General features: G+C 36.6%; 15 protein-coding genes. 6 read left to right on the top strand and 9 right to left on the bottom strand.

Annotation, left to right across the window (positions count from 1 at the left end; all coding sequences use genetic code 11):
* Window positions 1–214: 214 nt before the first annotated feature.
* The 7 genes from F564_RS0104095 to F564_RS0104055 all read right to left on the bottom strand — a co-directional run bounded on the left by F564_RS0104095 (window position 215) and on the right by F564_RS0104055 (window position 8,514).
* A complete protein-coding gene (locus F564_RS0104095; RefSeq protein ID WP_028121495.1) occupies window positions 215–2,578 on the bottom strand; it encodes an outer membrane beta-barrel family protein in 2,364 nt (787 codons plus the stop codon).
* Between the two features lie 264 nt (window positions 2,579–2,842).
* Entirely contained in the window at window positions 2,843–3,628 is a 786-nt protein-coding gene (locus F564_RS0104085; RefSeq protein WP_028121494.1) for a DUF2490 domain-containing protein, read from the bottom strand.
* A 1-nt stretch (window position 3,629) separates the two neighbouring features.
* The gene (locus F564_RS0104080) at window positions 3,630–4,379 is read right to left on the bottom strand and encodes a carbonic anhydrase family protein (RefSeq protein WP_028121493.1); all 750 of its coding nucleotides are present in this window, start codon (window positions 4,377–4,379) and stop codon (window positions 3,630–3,632) included.
* Window positions 4,380–4,666: 287 nt separating this feature from the next.
* Entirely contained in the window at window positions 4,667–5,116 is a 450-nt protein-coding gene (locus F564_RS0104075) for a DUF1569 domain-containing protein (RefSeq protein WP_028121492.1), read from the bottom strand.
* Between the two features lie 165 nt (window positions 5,117–5,281).
* Window positions 5,282–6,325, bottom strand: coding sequence for a tyrosine-type recombinase/integrase (locus F564_RS0104070; RefSeq protein ID WP_028121491.1), 1,044 nt, complete (start codon window positions 6,323–6,325; stop codon window positions 5,282–5,284).
* Between the two features lie 432 nt (window positions 6,326–6,757).
* Entirely contained in the window at window positions 6,758–7,675 is a 918-nt protein-coding gene (locus tag F564_RS0104060) for a T9SS type A sorting domain-containing protein (RefSeq protein ID WP_028121489.1), read from the bottom strand.
* A 104-nt stretch (window positions 7,676–7,779) separates the two neighbouring features.
* A complete protein-coding gene (locus F564_RS0104055) occupies window positions 7,780–8,514 on the bottom strand; it encodes a DNA-formamidopyrimidine glycosylase family protein (protein ID WP_028121488.1) in 735 nt (244 codons plus the stop codon).
* 72 nt (window positions 8,515–8,586) lie between these two features.
* On the opposite strand from F564_RS0104055, the gene dgt reads away from it, so the two are divergent.
* Window positions 8,587–9,945, top strand: a complete 1,359-nt coding sequence (dgt, locus tag F564_RS0104050) for a dGTP triphosphohydrolase (protein ID WP_028121487.1) — start codon at window positions 8,587–8,589, stop codon at window positions 9,943–9,945.
* Between the two features lie 65 nt (window positions 9,946–10,010).
* Here dgt and lipB read toward each other — a convergent pair whose 3' ends face one another.
* Both lipB and F564_RS0104040 read right to left on the bottom strand, forming a co-directional pair.
* The gene (gene lipB, locus F564_RS0104045) at window positions 10,011–10,721 is read right to left on the bottom strand and encodes a lipoyl(octanoyl) transferase LipB (RefSeq protein ID WP_028121486.1); all 711 of its coding nucleotides are present in this window, start codon (window positions 10,719–10,721) and stop codon (window positions 10,011–10,013) included.
* Window positions 10,722–10,871: 150 nt separating this feature from the next.
* The gene (locus tag F564_RS0104040; RefSeq protein WP_028121485.1) at window positions 10,872–11,663 is read right to left on the bottom strand and encodes a T9SS type A sorting domain-containing protein; all 792 of its coding nucleotides are present in this window, start codon (window positions 11,661–11,663) and stop codon (window positions 10,872–10,874) included.
* 106 nt (window positions 11,664–11,769) lie between these two features.
* On the opposite strand from F564_RS0104040, the gene F564_RS0104035 reads away from it, so the two are divergent.
* The 5 genes from F564_RS0104035 to F564_RS0104015 all read left to right on the top strand — a co-directional run bounded on the left by F564_RS0104035 (window position 11,770) and on the right by F564_RS0104015 (window position 18,496).
* Window positions 11,770–13,899, top strand: a complete 2,130-nt coding sequence (locus F564_RS0104035; protein ID WP_028121484.1) for a TonB-dependent receptor plug domain-containing protein — start codon at window positions 11,770–11,772, stop codon at window positions 13,897–13,899.
* Window positions 13,900–13,910: 11 nt separating this feature from the next.
* Complete coding sequence (locus tag F564_RS0104030; protein WP_028121483.1) at window positions 13,911–14,996, top strand: HmuY family protein; 1,086 nt, start codon at window positions 13,911–13,913, stop codon at window positions 14,994–14,996.
* An 87-nt stretch (window positions 14,997–15,083) separates the two neighbouring features.
* On the top strand, window positions 15,084–16,106 hold the full coding sequence (locus F564_RS0104025; protein ID WP_028121482.1) for a hemin-degrading factor: 1,023 nt from the start codon (window positions 15,084–15,086) through the stop codon (window positions 16,104–16,106).
* Between the two features lie 306 nt (window positions 16,107–16,412).
* Window positions 16,413–17,090 (top strand): response regulator transcription factor, encoded by a 678-nt coding sequence (locus F564_RS0104020; RefSeq protein ID WP_028121481.1) that lies wholly within the window; start codon window positions 16,413–16,415, stop codon window positions 17,088–17,090.
* Between the two features lie 41 nt (window positions 17,091–17,131).
* The gene (locus F564_RS0104015; protein ID WP_028121480.1) at window positions 17,132–18,496 is read left to right on the top strand and encodes an ATP-binding protein; all 1,365 of its coding nucleotides are present in this window, start codon (window positions 17,132–17,134) and stop codon (window positions 18,494–18,496) included.
* The last annotated feature ends 117 nt before the right edge of the window (window positions 18,497–18,613 follow it).

Genomic DNA, 18,613 nt, shown 5'->3' with positions numbered 1-18,613 from the left:
AACGTTTTGCGGCTTGCAGAAGTGGCGAACTTCGTAACCGATTATTTTCGGCTAAGATAAAATTTCTTGCGAAAGATAAACGTGAATTTACCACATATTTCGCCATTTTTGCAAACCGCTGTTGTATGAAGCCATAAACTCCAATGCGTTTTCTCTATTTAATTATATTTCTTTTTTTACGGTTGTTAATCACTATTTTAAATGATAAATCAAATTAATTGGTTCTTTCTTTTTCTTCTTGATTTCCTAATTCTTTTTTCTCTACATTAATATTCTTGTTGCCAAATTTATAAACCAATGACAAACGAAATGATCTTACATCATAATAGTTCTTATAATCTATTTGTATGTTATTTGTAAAACTTGTATAAATGGGTCTATTTGTGTTTAATATGTCATTTACATTGAAACTTATTTGTAATTTTTTATCAAATGCAAAATATTTTATTGATGCGTCTAATTGACTGTAAGCATTGTTTTTATCTAAATCAGAAGTTCCTTTAAAGTTGTACCAATATGAAATATTGAAAAGAAAAGTTTTTCTTTTGTCTAAATTAAAATCATTACTTGTTGAAAAATAAGCGTTAGACCCATTTAAATTTTGATTAGTGATTGGTATAAGTGATTCTGATTTGCTGTAACTCCAGTCAAAAGATAATGTACTTGATAGCCATTTTATTTTGTTAAAAGTATAGGATTCAGAAATACCAATTATTGAAGTATTAAAATAATTTTGTGCTATTGTTTTTTGAATATTATCCGTATTATCAACAATAGTAATTTGTTCAAATCCATTATCTGTATGAGAATAATAGATACTATTTGACCAGTTGTCGTTAAACGTATAGTTTAATTCTATATTATTTGAAAATGAAGGTTGTAAAAATGGATTTCCTTCTGTGTAGGAAAATGGATTACTGTACCATCTAAACGGATTTAATTTATTGTAAGAAGGTCTGTTTATTCTTTTGTTATAGTTTACCGAAAACGAGTTTTTTTCATTAGGCGTATAGGTAAGGTAAAATGTCGGAAAAAGTTCAGTATAAGAATTGGTATTTTTTTGATTAAGTGTTTTAGAGAAGCCATCTGTATTTGTGCTTTCTAATCTAAAACCTATTTGAGACTCCCATTTTTCATTTAATTTTTTTGTACCATTTACATAAAGAGCTTGTGTATTTTCATTGTATTCAAATTCATTACTTTGTAACGGGTCGAATACAGGAGAGCCTGTGGTTGTGTCGAAATAATTTACATTATTTGCTGTTTTAATAAATGATAATTTGCCACCATAACTTAAATTAATAAACTTCAAAGGATGTTCGAAGTCAACTTTAGCTGAATAATTTTCAATATTTTGTAAACTTGTATTGTTGGCTGATAATATATTTATAGTATTAAAATTTCTGTTATCCTCGTTTTTGAATTTGAAATAATCTAAATTTATATTCATTTTTCTTCCAATCGTATCAAAAACTACAGTCGAGTTTAGGTTTATAGAATGATTGTTGCTTTTGCCTAAATTTTCTGATAATGTATTAATATAAGAGTCTATTTGAGAATTTGATTGATTGTAAATAGATGTTAAACTATTTTCTTTAATTGTAGGATTATTGAAACTTCCCAAATATTGCATACCTACTGACCATTTTTCGGATACTTTATAATCTGCTCCAATTCTTCCGTTAATAGAATTTTGAAAATCTCTTCTTTTGTTTTCTTCATTCCAAATTCCTTGAGGATAATATATTTTATTTGTTTCAATTGGAGCATTAGAACCATTGACGTAGTTAAAATTAGAATAAATAGAAAATTTATTCTTTTGATAATCAAAGTTACCACCAAAAGCTCCTTTTGGATAAGTACTTTGAATGTATGAAGTTCTTAAAGATGCATTCCATTGGTTTAATTTTGACTTTTTTAATTTTATATTAATCAAGCCACTATTTCCCTCCGCATCGTATTTCGCTGGTGGTGTAGTTATAACTTCAATATTTTTAATATTGTCGGAAGGTATGCTTTTAAGAAAATTAATTAACTCATCACCTGTTAAAAGAATAAGTTTATCATCAACCATTACAGACATATTGCTTTTTCCAATCATTGAAATATTATCATTTTTCACTTTAACACGTGGAGTGACTTTCAAAGCATCGATAGCATCACCGCCGGAGGCGGAGATACTATTTTCTACATTGAAAATTAGTCTATCCACTTTTCTTTCAATAAGTTTCTTTTTTGAAGTAATCACAACTTCTTGAAGTTGCTGTTGCTTTTCAATTATTTTAATTATACCTATATATATATCTTGGTTTGCATTTATTTTTTGCTTGTGATAAATTACTCCTAATTGTCTAACTAATAAGGTATATTCTCCTTTTTCGGTTTCTAATATAAATTTACCTAAAGCATTCGTTAATTCACTTTTAAATATTATTGAATCTTTATTTTGTAATTGAATTTCTACAAACTCAATTGGATTATTTTTTTCGTCTTTTATTTCTCCACTTATTTTTATTTGTGAAAATATATTGCTTGGTAAAACAAACAGCAAAATTAAGGCTAAATATATTTTTGTCATTCTTCTCTAGATATTTTGTATGATTACACAAATAAATTGAACTATTTGTAAGTTAATCTATATTTTTTTGTTAACTTTTCTTTTTTTTATGCGGTCTGTTTGCGTTCTGTGTAGCTCAATGGTTTCATACAACGTTCCGGCGCTTGGCGAGGTTGCGAAGTTCGGAACCGATTATTTTCTATCAAAGATAAAATTTCTTGCGAGAAATAAACGTGAATTTACTACAAAATTCGCAATCTTGCCAAACGCCTGTTAGTGGCAGTTTTATTTTTTTTCCTTTTTAGTCAAGTCAATATTGAAGTTTGCATTTATGATAATTCCGTTGTTGTTTTGAAACACATTTTGTCCGCTTATTTGTCTACCAAATTGAACGGTTTGGTTTAAATAACCACCTTCTATTCTTACGTTTTTGTTGAACCTATAACCGAGTAAAACACCAATTCTATTTTGGTCAAAAATATTAGCATTTACATTTTCTCCAAAACCAATGAAAATTTCGTCATACAATGCCAAGTATGGTGTTTTGTCTTTTATTTCTGTACCTTTTAATGGCACTTGTAGTCTTACCATATAACGCATTCTGTGTAGTAGCGGAAATTCATCTTCCTTTTCTACACTGGCAGAACTGTATCTTCCTACAAATCTTTGTTCTAACATAAATCGGTGAGAAAAATCAACAATACCTTCTTTGTGTGAAAGTTGTACCATTTGAAATAATCTATGTTCGGTAAAATCTCTGCCAAGTCCGTTTATTGGAATTTCACCATACGGAAAAGTTTCAATCCAAGCATAACCTGCTCTAAATAATACTCTCGAATTAAGTTGATAGTTTACGCCAACTCGTAAAAGGCTTTGTTGCCAATCTGTTATGTAATTGTCTCTACGGAATTGGTACTCGGTATGTAAACCAAATTTGTCTGATAATTTGAAAGTACCAGAATAATTGTACCAACCAATATTTTCGTGTGTATTTATACGATTGTTTTGACCTGATACATTATTACTAATGCACCAAATCAAAACAAGTATAGCTATGATTTTTTTTTGCATTTTATTTTACAATTTGAAGGGTTCCGTCTGTTAAACGATAAAAAGCACCAACAATTTTGATTTCACCTTTGTCTTCCATTTCTTTAAGAATTGGGCTTTTTGCTCTAATTTCATTTATAGTATGAATTACATTGTTTTCACAAACGTGTTTCACAAATTCATCGTTTTTTGAAGTTTTTTCACCTGCAAAATTTTGGCTCATTGCTATTGCTGGCTTTATTTTAGCAAGCATAGCTGTAATGTTACCTAATTTTACATCGTCAATAGCACTTTTTACAGCTCCGCAATGTTGGTGTCCTAAAACAAAAACTAATTTTGAACCTGCTACTTTACAAGCATATTCCATACTACCCAAAATGTCTTCGTTAACAAAGTTTCCTGCTACTCTGGCTACAAAAATATCTCCCAAACCTTGGTCAAATACATCTTCTACTGGTACTCGGCTGTCCACACAACTTAAAACAACAGCTTTTGGAAATTGACCAATGGCAGTTTTTTTTGCCTGAATATATAAGTCTCTTGTTGTGCTATTCCCAGAGTTAAATCTTTTGTTGCCTTCTACGAATTCCTGCAAAACAGCATCAGGTGTCAAGGCAGCTTGTTGTTCTTTGGTCATAACGTGTGTTATAACGTTTTTTGTTACTTCTTTGGTTTCTGTCGAACCTTCATTTTTTGTTTCCGTTTTTGTTCCTTGGTTACAAGAAAATAGGGTTAGTGTTACTAAAGCTGTTGCTACAATTTTTGTGTACATTACTTAAATTTATTTTTTTGTTTTGCCTACTTCTTATTACGGTGTTCGGCTAGTCCGTTTTATGTTTAACAATCAGTTGTCTTCTTTGTTGGCGGTGTCTGCGAAAAATTGCCACTAACGTTTCGGGGCTTTGCGATGGTGGGGCAATCGAAGCACAAATCTTCAATTTTGTACAAAAGTTAAAACGAAGAACTACCGTTGAACTTTGCAGTTTCGCCCCACTATTGCAAAACCCTTGTTGGTGGCAGGTGTTTTTTCTTGTCAATTATTTTCATCTTTTGGTCATTTTAAGCCCCAAATTGTCTTAAATGATGGTCAAAATGTTTCCATTGTGCAATCGCCCATTCATTAGGTGTCAAAACACCAAAAAATGGATGAGGATGTTTTGTGCATTTTTCAGGTCCGCTTTCATAAAATTGTTTAAGAAGTTGAATGGCTTTATTTTTTTCTTTTTCAAAATTCTGTTTGTCAATAAAAATATAATTTTTCCCTGTTGGACCATTTTTGGAAAATTGTTTCTCACTCACGTAACGCTTAACAAAAAATTTACCTAAAACTCTTCCAATTAACATCCTTTTTTGAGGATTTTTGTCAAGTGCGGTTTCAAGAAAGGCATTTAAATGAGCTAACATTTGAGCCACTTCCATTTCTCCCCATTGTCGAACTGCATTTGGTTGAAGATTGTCTAACCTTTTTGATATTTTCTCAAAGTCTGTTTGGTTGTATAAATTGTTCATTTAGTGTCTATCAATTGTCTGTCAATTTTTTGTCAGCGGTACTTCGGTTACACTTGCCACCAACTTATTTATACCCGCTACATTGTAGCGTGTACAATACCAAATTGGTATCAATATGCGCTAAAACGTAACGGATTATTTTTTTACTAAGATAAAAATTATTTTTTATAAATCATCAAAAGGACTTTTTATTTGTTGTAAACTTTTTGTACTCACGTGCGTGTATATTTCGGTGGTTTTGCTACTGCTATGTCCCAAGAGTTCTTGGATGTATCGCAAATCTGTGCCACTTTCCAGCAGATGGGTGGCATAACTGTGCCGCAGCCAGTGCAGGGTAACTGCTTTTTTGATCCCGGCTTTTACAACGGCTTGTTTCAGAACCTGCTGCAGACTTCGGGAATCATAAGCTTGTCCTTTTACTTGTCCTTCAAACAGAAATAACTCTGGCTTGTAAAGTTTATAATACTCGCGCAGCATCTCCAGTATTTTTAAGCTGAGCGGAACTATTCTGTCTTTTTTCCCTTTGGCATTTTTTATCAAAACGATATTCCGTTTGGAGTCTATGTTGATAGGTTTTAGTGCCAGGAGTTCGCCACACCGCAATCCACAGCTGTAGATCAGACTTAGCATCATTCTATGTTTTAGGTTGTGGTGTGCATCTAGTATTAGTTTTACTTCGTCTTTGCTGAGAACATTGGGCAGTGTCTTAGCATTTTTTGGACGGTGCACTTGATCGATATCCAATGTTTTGTTCTGAATTGTGCGGAAATAAAGCTTGATCGCATTGACAATTTGGTTTTGATAAGATGCAGATAATTTGTTTTTTAAAATATAATCATTATTGTACAGAACCACATCATCGTTTGTTATTTCCAACGGACTTTTGATTTCGAAAAACACCAAAAAAGATTTCAATGCTTCTGTGTATGTTTTAACGGTGTTCTCACTGTATCGTTTTGATTTTAACCAATATGAAAACTTAGAGATTTCCAATAAAATGAAAGGATTAGGTTCTTTTTTTTCTGCAGTGATGATTTTAAAACGATCTCTGTTTTCTTGATTATCTGGCAGGTGCCAGTATTTTTTGGTCTGACTCCATTTTGATCCTTCCAATTGTTTTATACGCCGGATCAATTGGGCGTCTTTATCGAAAAAGACTGCGATCCTGCGCTCTCCAGAATGCTTTACCAGCTTAGCTTGCCATTTCATCTGTATTGTGTTTTTTTCTTATCAAACTTAATCAATTTATCGAAATTTCATTTGAAAATAATGGTAAAGTGAATAATAATGCACGAAACGACCAAGACGCCTCATAAACTAAGACAAATGCGGATCATTTTCTTTTGGTACTTTGGTTTTGATTGAAATTGATAAATCAGTCGTGATGTGGAGGCTATAGATTTTGTCACCATCTATCTGGTATTGTCATTAGTGAAGAAACAGGCTTGTTCAGACTACATTATGCGTGATTGGAAAGCTAGATTGATCACCAATATCTGCATCAGAGTTTGTAGAGGGCAGTTGAAATTTCATCAAAAGAAAAATGTCTTGAAAATTTATCCTTTAATTATTTTTAAACAGATTCTAGGTTGAATTTAATAAAAAATCCCGCTCAGTAGAACGGGATCGGAATTTTGTCAATTACCGTTTAATGATGGTAGAACTGTAATTTTTACCTTCTGTATTTTTCAGATTGATGATGTAGTTTCCGGACTTCAGTGCGCTGAGATTGACTTCTTTAGTGTTTTTAAAATCCGCTACTTTCTGTCCAACAGTGTTGTAAATTTCTATGCTTGACACTTTTTCCCCATTTGGAAGATTCAGTTTCAGGACATCTTTGACCGGATTGGGATAAAGCTTGATGTTGGCTTTCGCTGCTTCTTGCACGGCCATCACCTGATCATTGATTTTCAAATGATCGATGTAGGCACTTCCTCCAAAATTGTCGTGCACAAAGTTGATCCCACTGATATTTGTTTTGGAAAAATTCTCCAGCGAGTGGATCAGAACACCATCTATATAGAAGTCTGTTTTGGTTTCAGAAGTAACCAGTTTCACTTGGTACCACCTGTTGGCTTCCCAAGTAAAGCCGGTAGTTTCGTAATCATAATCTGCATTTTTAACCACTTGCACTGGGCCTTCAAAATTGAATGAAAGAATAGAGATCGGCATATACTCATCTGTCTCCACAACGCCAAAAGTGCCGAACTCAAAAGTAGAACCTTGCAGTTCTGTGATAAACACATCGAACTCTACCGTTGATGTACGGTAATCGCAAGGATTTGCAAAAAGTTTTGCAGCCCCAAAGATCGGAAACCATCCAGGATCTTCATTGTTATCCACACTGATTTTAAGAGACTGAGATCCGTCAGACGCTTTCTCATTGGTGATCATCTGGTTATTAATAGGTTCTTCATTATTGTTTAGCGTGACTTCCCATCCATTTTGACCACTGATAGTTCCCAGGTTATAAGCTTCCGAAGCTTCAAACGAAACGGTCTGCTGTGCCAATGTAAAAGAGGAAACGAGTGAAAGGATCAATAGATAATTATTTTTCATAAGCAGTTATTAAATTTTTTTTCAATAATAAGTAAATTTTAATTGAAATCAAATCTTACACACCATCAATGGTTGCATGCATTAAAAATAAGGGCGTTTGGGAATTAATATGATTTTTGATCTTTCTCGCAATAGAAACTGGATCGTTTTCCTTTGCCTGTGTGTTTTTTGATGATCGCTTTGCCGCATTTCGGACATCCCTTTTGCTGATAGACCTGAAAGTGCATTTTCAATGTATTGATTCTTTTCCATTCCAGAAAGTCGAAGCTGTAGTTTCTGGCTTCTTGCAAAAGTGCATTTAATATTTTGATTGGAAGATTTCCGACAAGACTTTCCGGCTGAACTCCGATTCTGAAAAGCACTTCATTCTTGATGATATTCCCAACACCGGAGAAGATTTCCTGATCCATCACCGCATCGCAAACCATCATATCTGGAAGCGCTTTTAGTTTTTTCTTGGCATTTTGCGGGTTCCAAACGTCACTCATCACATCGGCAGTCCAGTCAATCGTTGTCAGGAAATCAGCCTCTACGATTTTGACAGAACAAGTGTAGAAAAGCGCTTTTCCGTTGCAAAAGGTCAATCCCAGTCGGAGCGATCTATCCGGTTTGGTCTGCCCATCAACTTCATAGGAACCGAACATTAGCAAATGAATTCTGACACTCACATGATCAAAAATCAGAAACGTCTGCTTCCCATAAAGCCTGATCTCTTTCAGGGTTTTACCAATCAGTTTTTCTTGGTCGATCTCGGCATTACCATCCACTGCAATGGCTTTTTCTCCTACAAATTTCTGGAGATCTTCTTTCATCAAAAAAATAGACGGACCTTCTGGCATAAAGACTTTTTCGATAAAATCTCAAATATTATTCCGTTTAAAAATAAAATATGCCTTATTTTTGAATCCATTATGGATCTGAACTCAATTTTTACCAACCAGCGCACCGGAAATCACCAGCAGAACGTGGTTTCCCGAACAGATTTTCAAAGAGACTTTGACCGCATCATCTTTTCATCAGCTTTCCGGAGACTTCAGAACAAAACGCAGGTTTTCCCTTTGCCAGGCAGTGTTTTTGTGCATAACAGATTGACGCATTCTTTGGAAGTGGCTTCTGTTGGCCGCAGTTTGGGAAGTCTGGCTGGCGAATTTATCTCAGAGCATTATAAAAATGACATCAGTCCAGCGTCCAATGATTTCTATCTGCATCAGCTGCATAATGTGATTGCTTCTGCCTGTCTTTGTCACGATATTGGAAATCCCGCTTTCGGACATTCTGGTGAAGATGCGATTGCCAGTTATTTTGAGAAAAATGAGAATCAATTAAAATCAAAATTCAGTGAAAAAGAATGGGCCGACCTGCTTAATTTTGAAGGTAATGCCAATGCCATAAGAGTACTGACGCATCAGCAACAGGGGAAAGATCAAGGTGGCGCACAGCTGACCTACACCACACTGGCTAGCATCGCAAAATATCCTTGTGAATCTATTGCGAAGAAAAAAGGGGTGATCAACCGTAAGAAATTTGGCTTCTTCCAAAACGAGAAACAACAGTTTCTGGATATTGCAAGATCCACAGGAATGGTGATGGAAGATGACGAACCGGTGATCTTCAAAAGGCATCCTTTTGTTTGGCTTGTAGAAGCAGCGGATGACATCTGCTACAACATCATCGATATGGAGGATGCGCATAAATTAGGCATCGTGAACACCTCTGACTGTGAAAATCTTTTTCTGGATCTGATAAAATCTGTCAACCCGGACGACATCAAAAGAGTAGGAGACAAGCTGGGAATCATTACCAATAAAAATGAAAGAATCTCTTATCTGCGGGCGAAAGTGATCAATTCTCTCATCAATAAAACCATAGAACTTTATAAAGGTAGTTTCGGTAAAATTCTGGATGGTAGCTTAGACAAAGGTATTCTGGATATCTTCAAAACCGAAAGTTCCTCTCTCACAGAAATCGAACGTTTTTCTATCGAAAAGATCTACAACCACAAAGCGGTCATCGAGATAGAAAATGCCGGTTATAATGTCATGTACGAATTACTGAATCACTTCGTACCATCAATTATCAAGACAAAAGACGAGCGTAAATCTTACGATAAAATGGCGCTTAAACTGATTCCTCAGCAATTTATCTACGATGATGCTACGATCTATCAGAAAACTTTGGGTGTTCTGGATTTTGTTTCCGGAATGACAGATAACTTTGCCACAGACCTTTACAGAAAAATCAAAGGAATCGATATCGGGATGACGATGTAAGGATAATTGATGAAAGATCAATGATCAATGATTTCAGTATTTGATTTAAAATCATCGGTCCATTGTCATACAAGCTCACATTCAAAAACGTCGGCGAAGTGCTTTTTGATCTTTTGCTTTACTTCTTCATAATCTACATCGCGTTCCAGTTCTCTTTTCATAGAAGTGACCTGTTTATCTGAGATCCCACAGGGAATGATGTAATCGAAGTAGCGCATATCGGTATTCACGTTGAGTGCAAAACCGTGGATCGTAATCCAACGTGAGGCCTTCACACCCAAGGCACAGATTTTTCTGGCGTAAGGTTTTCCGACATCAAACCAAACCCCTGTTTCGCCGGGAGAACGTTCACCTTTCAAGCCATATTCTGCAATGGTTCTGATGATGACTTCCTCCAGATCGCGCATGTAGCGGTGGATGTCTGTGTAGAAATTTTCCAGATCCAGCACAGGATAGCCTACGACCTGCCCAAAACCATGATAGGTAATGTCGCCACCACGGTTGACTTTGACGTAGGTGGCGTTGATTTCTTTCAGTTTATTTTCGTTGGCAAGAAGATTGGACTCGTGGCCACTTTTCCCCAAAGTATAAACGTGCGGATGTTCTACAAACAACAGGTGATTTTCGGTGGTCTTAAGATCTTCCGGATTTTCCCGGTTATGGATTTTGATGTCCAGATTATGCTTCAGTAATTCCTCCTGATAATCCCAGCTTGGCTGATAATCTTGGGTTCCCAGATCCTGGAACATTACTTTTTTATTGATGAGAGAATTCACTTTGATTCGAATTATTTAAACAAATTTACTCATTATTTTACCAAACAGCAAGACACAAAAAAACCACCCGAAGGTGGTAATTAACAAAGAAAAAAAAAGTCTTGATGAAATGTTTTTAATTCCTAAAACTCTGGAGTACAGTTTCAGATTTTATCTTTTGATAAATTTTGATTTTACAGATTGTCCATTACTATTTGCGATGACAATAAAGTAAACACCCGTTTTCAATCTGGAAATATCAAAGGTGTTGTTTGTAATGGTTCCTTCTGCAGCAATCTGTCCTGACGCAGAATAGATCCTGGCGCTGGAAAGTTTGTTTTTTGAGATGACCTTCAGCGTATTATTATCAGCACTCACCGCTACTTTTACCTCGTTTGAGTTGAAGGCATTTTCAGCAACGGCCAGGTTGTTATCGTACATCACATTGTCAATCTGTAAAGCCGTGTGAGCAGCGCTGGGTGTAGATCTGATGACCAAGTAAGTCCCGGAAGAAGCAGGAATGTTAACTTTTATATTTTGACTAGTTGTTGATGTAATCTGTATTGGGCTGCCAACAGCTGTGAAGGTCGTCATATCAGCAGGGTTGCTTGCAACACCAATTTGAACCGTTGCTGTACCAGGTGATGACGCCACTAGTCCTGCATCAAAAGAAATAGATTGGTCACCAGCCGGCGCTACAATCTGGGGCGTTATCAGATATAATGGCTGATTGGAACTGCTTCCAGGATAGGCCTGTAGTGCTTTATTTGTAGCATCTGCAACTACGACTAACATCATTGGTGATGGTGGAAAAGGAGAGGTGGGCAGAATAGCAGACCAGCCGTTTTGAGGAAATGTAGCATTGCCTGCCGTGAAGTTATTGAAGTTTTCATTAATGGATGTTAATTGTGCGTTGACAACTAAAGAGAAGATCGTAGTAGTAAAAAGTAGTTTTGCTTTCATAATGGATTTAATTAAACTTAAATTGTTATTTAGAATTATTCTACAAAAGTATATAATTATTTTTAATTAGTCTAAATAAAATATTATCTTCGCAAAAAGTTTTCCGATGAAGAAGCGAACGATGAGCCTTTTAACACTAGCAATTCTGAATTTTGCTTACGCCCAAAAAGACTCAGTTAACCAAAAAAATATTGAAGAAGTTGTCATCACCGGACAATACACCCCGCAGTCAATTAATAAGTCTATTTACAAAGTAGATGTGATCTCCGCCGAACAAATCAAAAATATGGCAGTGACCAACGCTGCGGAAGTCCTCAATCAAAATCTAAATATCCAGATTACAGCGAATAGCATTTCTGGTGATTCTCAAGCTTTTATGATGGGTCTTAGCGGAGAGTACACAAAAGTACTCATAGATAATATCCCTGTTGTGAGTGATCAGGGAATGGGGAATACGGTGGATCTTACCAAAATAAATGTCAATAACATAGAACGGATAGAAATTGTAAAAGGTGCTATGGGTGTGGAATATGGGAATAATGCAATGGCCGGCGTTATCAATATTTTGACTAAAAAGAGTTACCAGAATAAGCTGAATGTTAATGTTTCTTTACAAGAAGAAACGGTTGGAAACAATTATGACTGGTACAAAAAAGGCAACGGACGACACATCCAAAGCCTAAACCTGGGGTACAAAATATCGGATGCTTGGACCATTACAGCGGATATCAATCATAATGATTTTCAGGGTTTTGGAGGTGATTTGCACGGATACAAATATTTTAGCGAAAATAATGACGGCAAAAGAGGCTATGAATGGCAACCGAAGGATCTTCTGATCGCCAATGCTGCTTTGCGATATTCTAAAAACAACACGGCCATTTTCTACAAAGTCAATTTTCTGACAGAGGAGATCAATTATTATAATCCATCTGTGATGATCTTACCTTTTTCCGGAGGTGCAATGACTTACACAGCCAAAGACAGAAATTACCATTCTACAAGATGGATTCACCAACTGAATATACTAACAAAAATAGGTTCCAGGATCAATTACAGTGGTGATTTTTCTTACCAGATCCAGGAGAGAAATTACACAGAACAATTATACGACATCCCAAACAGATTTACCAGGTCAGAAAGTCCTGAAAAAACGTACTATAAATCAGAAGTTCTATATTCCAGAGGGATGTTCAGCAACTTTCTGGCTAATGATAAAATTAATTTCCAAGTCGGGTATGAACTGGACCGTACAAAAGGTTTCGCAGATTCTGAAACGTTCCAATTTAACAATAACGGGATCAGTATCTCAAGAACAATTTTTAATTATGCTAATTTCTTATCCGCAGAATGGAATCCTTTGAAATGGTTATCCTTCCGTCCGGGAGCAAGATTGGCATTGAGTGACCGGTTTGACAGACAGTACAATTATTCCTTAACCACAAGATTTGTCACCTCAGAAAAATCAAATATCAGGACTATCATAGGTTCCGCAAACCGGTTTCCAAAATATGATGAGCTCTACACCTATGTTGTTGATAACAACCACGATATCAGAGGTAATGAAAATCTAAAACCGGAAAAAGGTTATTCTGTAGGTTTATTTTGGGATTTTGCCACCACAACTTCCAGTGCCTGGAAGCTGGCTCTTGGCATTAGCGGAATGTATATGGAAGTCCAGGACCGTATAGAAAATGTGATCGTGAGTAACATCCCTTTAAAATATACCTTTCTCAATGTTGATCATTACAAATCAATGATTTTCGGAGCTGGTTTTAATATGAGGAAAAACAGTTTTTCTTTCAATGTCGGGGTTTCCACTTTGGGTATTTCTCAGAGCCTGACCACAGGGCTCAACACTTCTAATAACGATTTTAATTACCATCTGGAAACCAATGCCAGTGCCAATTATACATGGCCAAAAACCAAGACCATCTTTGCGTTATATTACAAATACACTGGCAAAAGCAGACTTTACACTTTAGAATCTAACAGCACAGCTGATACAGGACATTACGTTTTGGGAGATGTTGGGGATTTCGGTATGATGAATGTCACAGTCAGTCAGCCTTTTTTCAACAATCATTTTGAATTGAGTCTTGGGATCAAAAATATGTTAGATGTGACCAGCATCAGCAATACCGCACAGTCCGGAGATGGGCACAACGGTTCTGCAGATCTACAAAATCTTTTCTATGGCAGAAGTTGTTTTGCCAGAGTCAATTATAGCTTTTAAACAATTGAATCATGAAAAAAATAGTACTTATTCTCTTTTTCACTTCTTTTATTTTTCAGTCCTGTCTTAGAGATAATGAAGATCCCGTTTCGGTCTCACCCATAATGGGCAAAATAGACAGCGCACAAGTCGGCGGTGCGGCGCAGCCCAATCAGATCTGGTATGATCTGAGTTCAGGTAGCAAATCTTCTAGCAGGAGAACAGATTGGGATCTTGCATTTTACTCCGGAGATCAGTTTAAAGTCATTATCAATTCTTCTGTGATGATGGCGGCTGGCAAAATACCGGATATCAGAGACATTAACCAAGTGACTGAGCCTGATGTTGCAATGCTTAAAACCAAAGTTCTTGTGGCCAATTTTGATCCGGCCAACGTCCATTATATTGATGATGTCAAAGGGAATTTCCCCACAGATTACTCCGCGATATCAGAAATCGCAGTCAATGATGCGGATAATGCTGTTTATCTGATCAATATGGGCAAAGAGATTTATACTGGTTCTGTTCCGATTGGTTCTGTCATCACAGGCGGAGAAGACCGCGGCTGGATGAAACTGCAGATCACAAGAAGCGGAAGTTCTGCTTACAGAATCAGATATGCCAACATCTCAGAAACGACTTACAGAGAATTTGTCATTCATAAAAATACAGATTATAACTTCAGTTTTTTCAGTTTGAAAAATAACAGAGAAGTTACGATCCAGCCTCAGAAGAAAAAATGGGATCTCTGTTTTTCAGTTTTTACGAACAGCATAGAAGGCGCTGGGACGTATATCTATGCCGACTTTGTAACGGATAATATCGTAGGTGGCTCAGCTTCATACCAGGTGATGATCCCGGCAAATGTCTCTGCATCAGAATATTATAACAGTTTTAAATCTTCTGATATAGATCCATCTCTATTTATCCGTACAGACCAGAGAACGATTGGAGCCAATTGGAGAAACCCTGTTGGTACGAATGGTCTGGAAGTGTATGGCGACCGGTTCTACGTGATCAAAGATCCTGAAGGCTTTTTCTACAAACTCAAATTCCTGAGAATGACCAATGACAAAGGCGAAAGAGGGCATCCCATGTTTCAGTACAAACCGCTTTAAAACCAATATTCAGTTACAGAATATGATTGTTGCAAAAACTAAATCATTAATAATTACAAAATAAAATCAAACCATAAATCTACACACATGAGTATTTTAACAAACGATTTAAAAGAAAAATGGGAAGCTCTAAAAGCAGAAAACCCACATCTGAGAATTAGAAACGCAGCGCAGGATCTGGGCGTTAGCGAGGCAGAATTACTAGTCACAAACATTGGAAACGGCGTTACTGTTTTGAAGGCAAACTTCGCTGATCTTCTTCAGGAAGTGGTAAAACTGGACAAGGTGATGGCCCTCACAAGAAATGAAGAATGCGTGCACGAGCGGAAAGGCGTTTATGTGAATCCGGATTTCAGCAGCCCGCACGCGCAGCTTTTCGTAGGTGAAGATATCGATCTGAGGATTTTCATCAGCGCCTGGAAATTCGGTTTTTCTGTGGTAGAAGGCGATAGAAAAAGTTTTCAGTTTTTCGGGAAAGACGGATTGGCACTTCACAAGATCTATCTAACCAAAGATAGCCAAGAAACCGAATTCTGTGCCCTGACAGAGAAATACAAAGCCGAAGAACAATCTCCTGAATTAATACTGGAAAATGTTCCTGCAAAACCTTCAGAAAAACCTGATTCAGAAATTGATGTTGCCGGCTTCCAACAAGCCTGGAAAGATTTGAAAGACACACACAATTTTTTTGTGATGCTGAGAAAATTCGGGGTGACGAGAACGCAGGCTTTGAGATTGGCACCCACAGGTTACGCCACAAAAATCGAAAATTCTAAAGTGGTGAATGTCTTGGAAGATGCTTCTGAAAAGCGTTTGCCAATTATGATCTTCGTTGGGAATCGTGGTCTTATTCAGATCCATACGGGCGAAGTTCACAAGACACTTTGGCATCAGCAATGGTTCAACGTGATGGATCCGGATTTCAATCTGCATCTGGACACGACCAAGATTTTTGAAACTTGGATTGTAAAAAAACCGACAGATGATGGGGAAGTGACTTCCGTAGAAGTATTTAATAAAGAGGGCGATTTTATCGTTCAGATTTTTGGAAAAAGAAAACCAGGAAATCCAGAATTGCAAGCGTGGAAAGATCTCGTTGCGGGATTATAGACTAGAATATACTATTTTAAAAGCCGTTTTTTAGTTTAAATCAACTTGAGAACGGCTTTTTTTATTTGATTGAAGATCAGTGTTATATACAAATGTTTTGATATCTGTAATTTCTTGATTGACTTGCAGATCTGTTCGTAGTTAGAAAGGACTTTTTACAATGCGTTTTAAGGTGATTTTGCGTAGGATTTTTGAAGTGATTATTTCAAGATTCTAAGGGTTGGAATGACTTCAAATTTAAATATTTCTTTTTCACGTTGTTTTCCCAAATTCCTTTTTCCCATATTTGTAAAAAATTCTAAACCAATGCAGGCATTACTTTTAGAAGACGATTCTGTTCTATCTTCAGAAATTGCACTTTTTCTGGAATCGAGATCCATCAAAACAGACAAAGCAGAAGACGGCGAGGTTTTCCTCAATATGTTCACTGGTAAAGATTACGATATTTTCCTTTTGGATATCAACGTCCCGAAGATCAACGGACTGGATATCTGCAAAACCATCCGCGAAACCAATTCCCAAACGCCCATCATCATCATTTCTGCCTACGACGGCATCGAGGAAAAAAAAGAAGCGTTCCTGAGAGCGGCAGACGATTACCTGGTAAAACCATTTTTGCTGGAAGAATTATTATTGAGGATCAATTCCCAGATGAGAAGACTGATGCCTAAAACCGACGAAGTAGAAAAGCTGATCATAGAAGATCTGGAGATTTTCCCGGAAGATAGCAAGGTGTTCCGTTCCGGCGAAGAGATCAGTTTGACGGTGAAGGAATTTCAACTCCTGGTCTTGCTGGCAAGAGCCAACGGACGAACGCTTTCCAAACAGTATATCTCAGACGAAGTGTGGAAAAACCAATTCCAATCTACCAACAACGCGATTGAAGTTTACATCAATTTCCTCCGAAAAAAAATAGATAAAAACTATAAAACCAAACTCATCCACACAAGGCCAGGTTTCGGCTATTACCTGAGTCCACTTTAAGGATTCTAACTTCTAAAATCTAATCTCTAATTTTTCCTCAAATGTCTCTAAAACGCAGAATAGCACTCAACCTTAGCATTGCATTTTCCCTGATATTTGGGGTGATGATGTTTGTGGTGTATATTTCATTTAATGATTTTAGGAGAGATGAGTTTAAGGAAAGATTCCAAAAACGTTTGGTTTTCACCGTCAATTTTATTAAGAAATCCAGGGATTTTGAAAGAGAAGCACCTATTTTCTTTGATGAAAATTCTGATAATGTGTTGCTGAATGAAAATATCATGATCTTCAATGCGGAAAAAGAGTTGGTTTACAGCACTTTGAAAGATAAAAAGGTCACCTGGGACGATGCGCTTCTGCAACGCTTGGACCAAGAAAAAACAGTTTACATAGAACATTCTGTACCAGAGATCTACGCCACATTACGGCATATCAATGGTGATGATTATTACATTCTGACGAGCGCACAGGACGTCACAGGCGAATCCAAACTCGATTTTCTCAAATATATGCTCATCTTATCCTACATTGTCAGCATTCTTCTGATCTGGTTTTTCAGCTATTACATCGTTTCAAAATTCCTGGAACCTTTGGAAATATTGAAGGCTGACATTTCGGAGATCAGCGTCCATAGGTTGACAACGCCAGTCATTGTGAAAAATCCGAAAGACGAAATTGGTGTTCTCGCGAGCTCCTTCAATATGATGACCAACCGGCTCAATGACGTTTTCCAGTCCCAGAAAGATTTCAATTCCAGTGCAGCGCACGAGATGCGTACGCCACTCACAAGGATGGCTTTTCAATTGGAAAATCTCATTCAGTTAGAAAAGCATTCGCCCAAAACCAAGGCTACTTTACAACAGATGTTATTGGATGTTTATCAATTGTCCGATCTCACGATATCATTGCTTTTACTTTCAAAATTCGACAAAGAAGGCATTGCCAGCGTTTACGAAGAAGTGAGAATAGACGAAGTGGTTTTTGACGCTTTCGAAAAGGTAAACCGCAATTTTCCTGATTTCAAAATGGATTTCCAGATCCATGAAGAGAGCAGTGATGACGCAATCCTGACCGTAAAAGGCGTGAAATCGCTTCTCGAAATTACCTTTGTCAACCTATTCAAAAACGCCGCTTTGTATTCAGACAATCAGGAAGTGGATATTTCCATCCAAGAAACTGAAAGCAACATCATCGTAAATGTCATTTCAAAAGGAACAATAATTCCAATATCAGAAAGAGAAAAACTCTTCGAAGCCTTTATGCGAGGCAGCAACTCTCAGAACAAATCAGGTTCCGGCCTTGGTTTGCGCATTGTGAAACGTATTTTGGAATACCACAAAGCAGAGATTTCTTACCATTCACCTTCAGATCATGAGAACCTTTTCACCATCAATTTTAATAGATAATATTTTATTTGGGCAGCTGTTCCGCCTTCCGTTCCCGCTTTTTTGTCATTGCGAAAAACGTGACTTACTACATAGAACTTTTCTACCATCGCAATCACAAAAAGAGCTCCACTCAAG

This window comes from Epilithonimonas tenax DSM 16811, from assembly GCF_000428485.1.
In the GTDB taxonomy this organism is placed as follows: Bacteria; Bacteroidota; Bacteroidia; order Flavobacteriales; family Weeksellaceae; genus Epilithonimonas; species Epilithonimonas tenax.
Note: the sequence above shows the minus strand (reverse complement) of the source record. Positions and strands in the feature narration are given on the sequence as shown.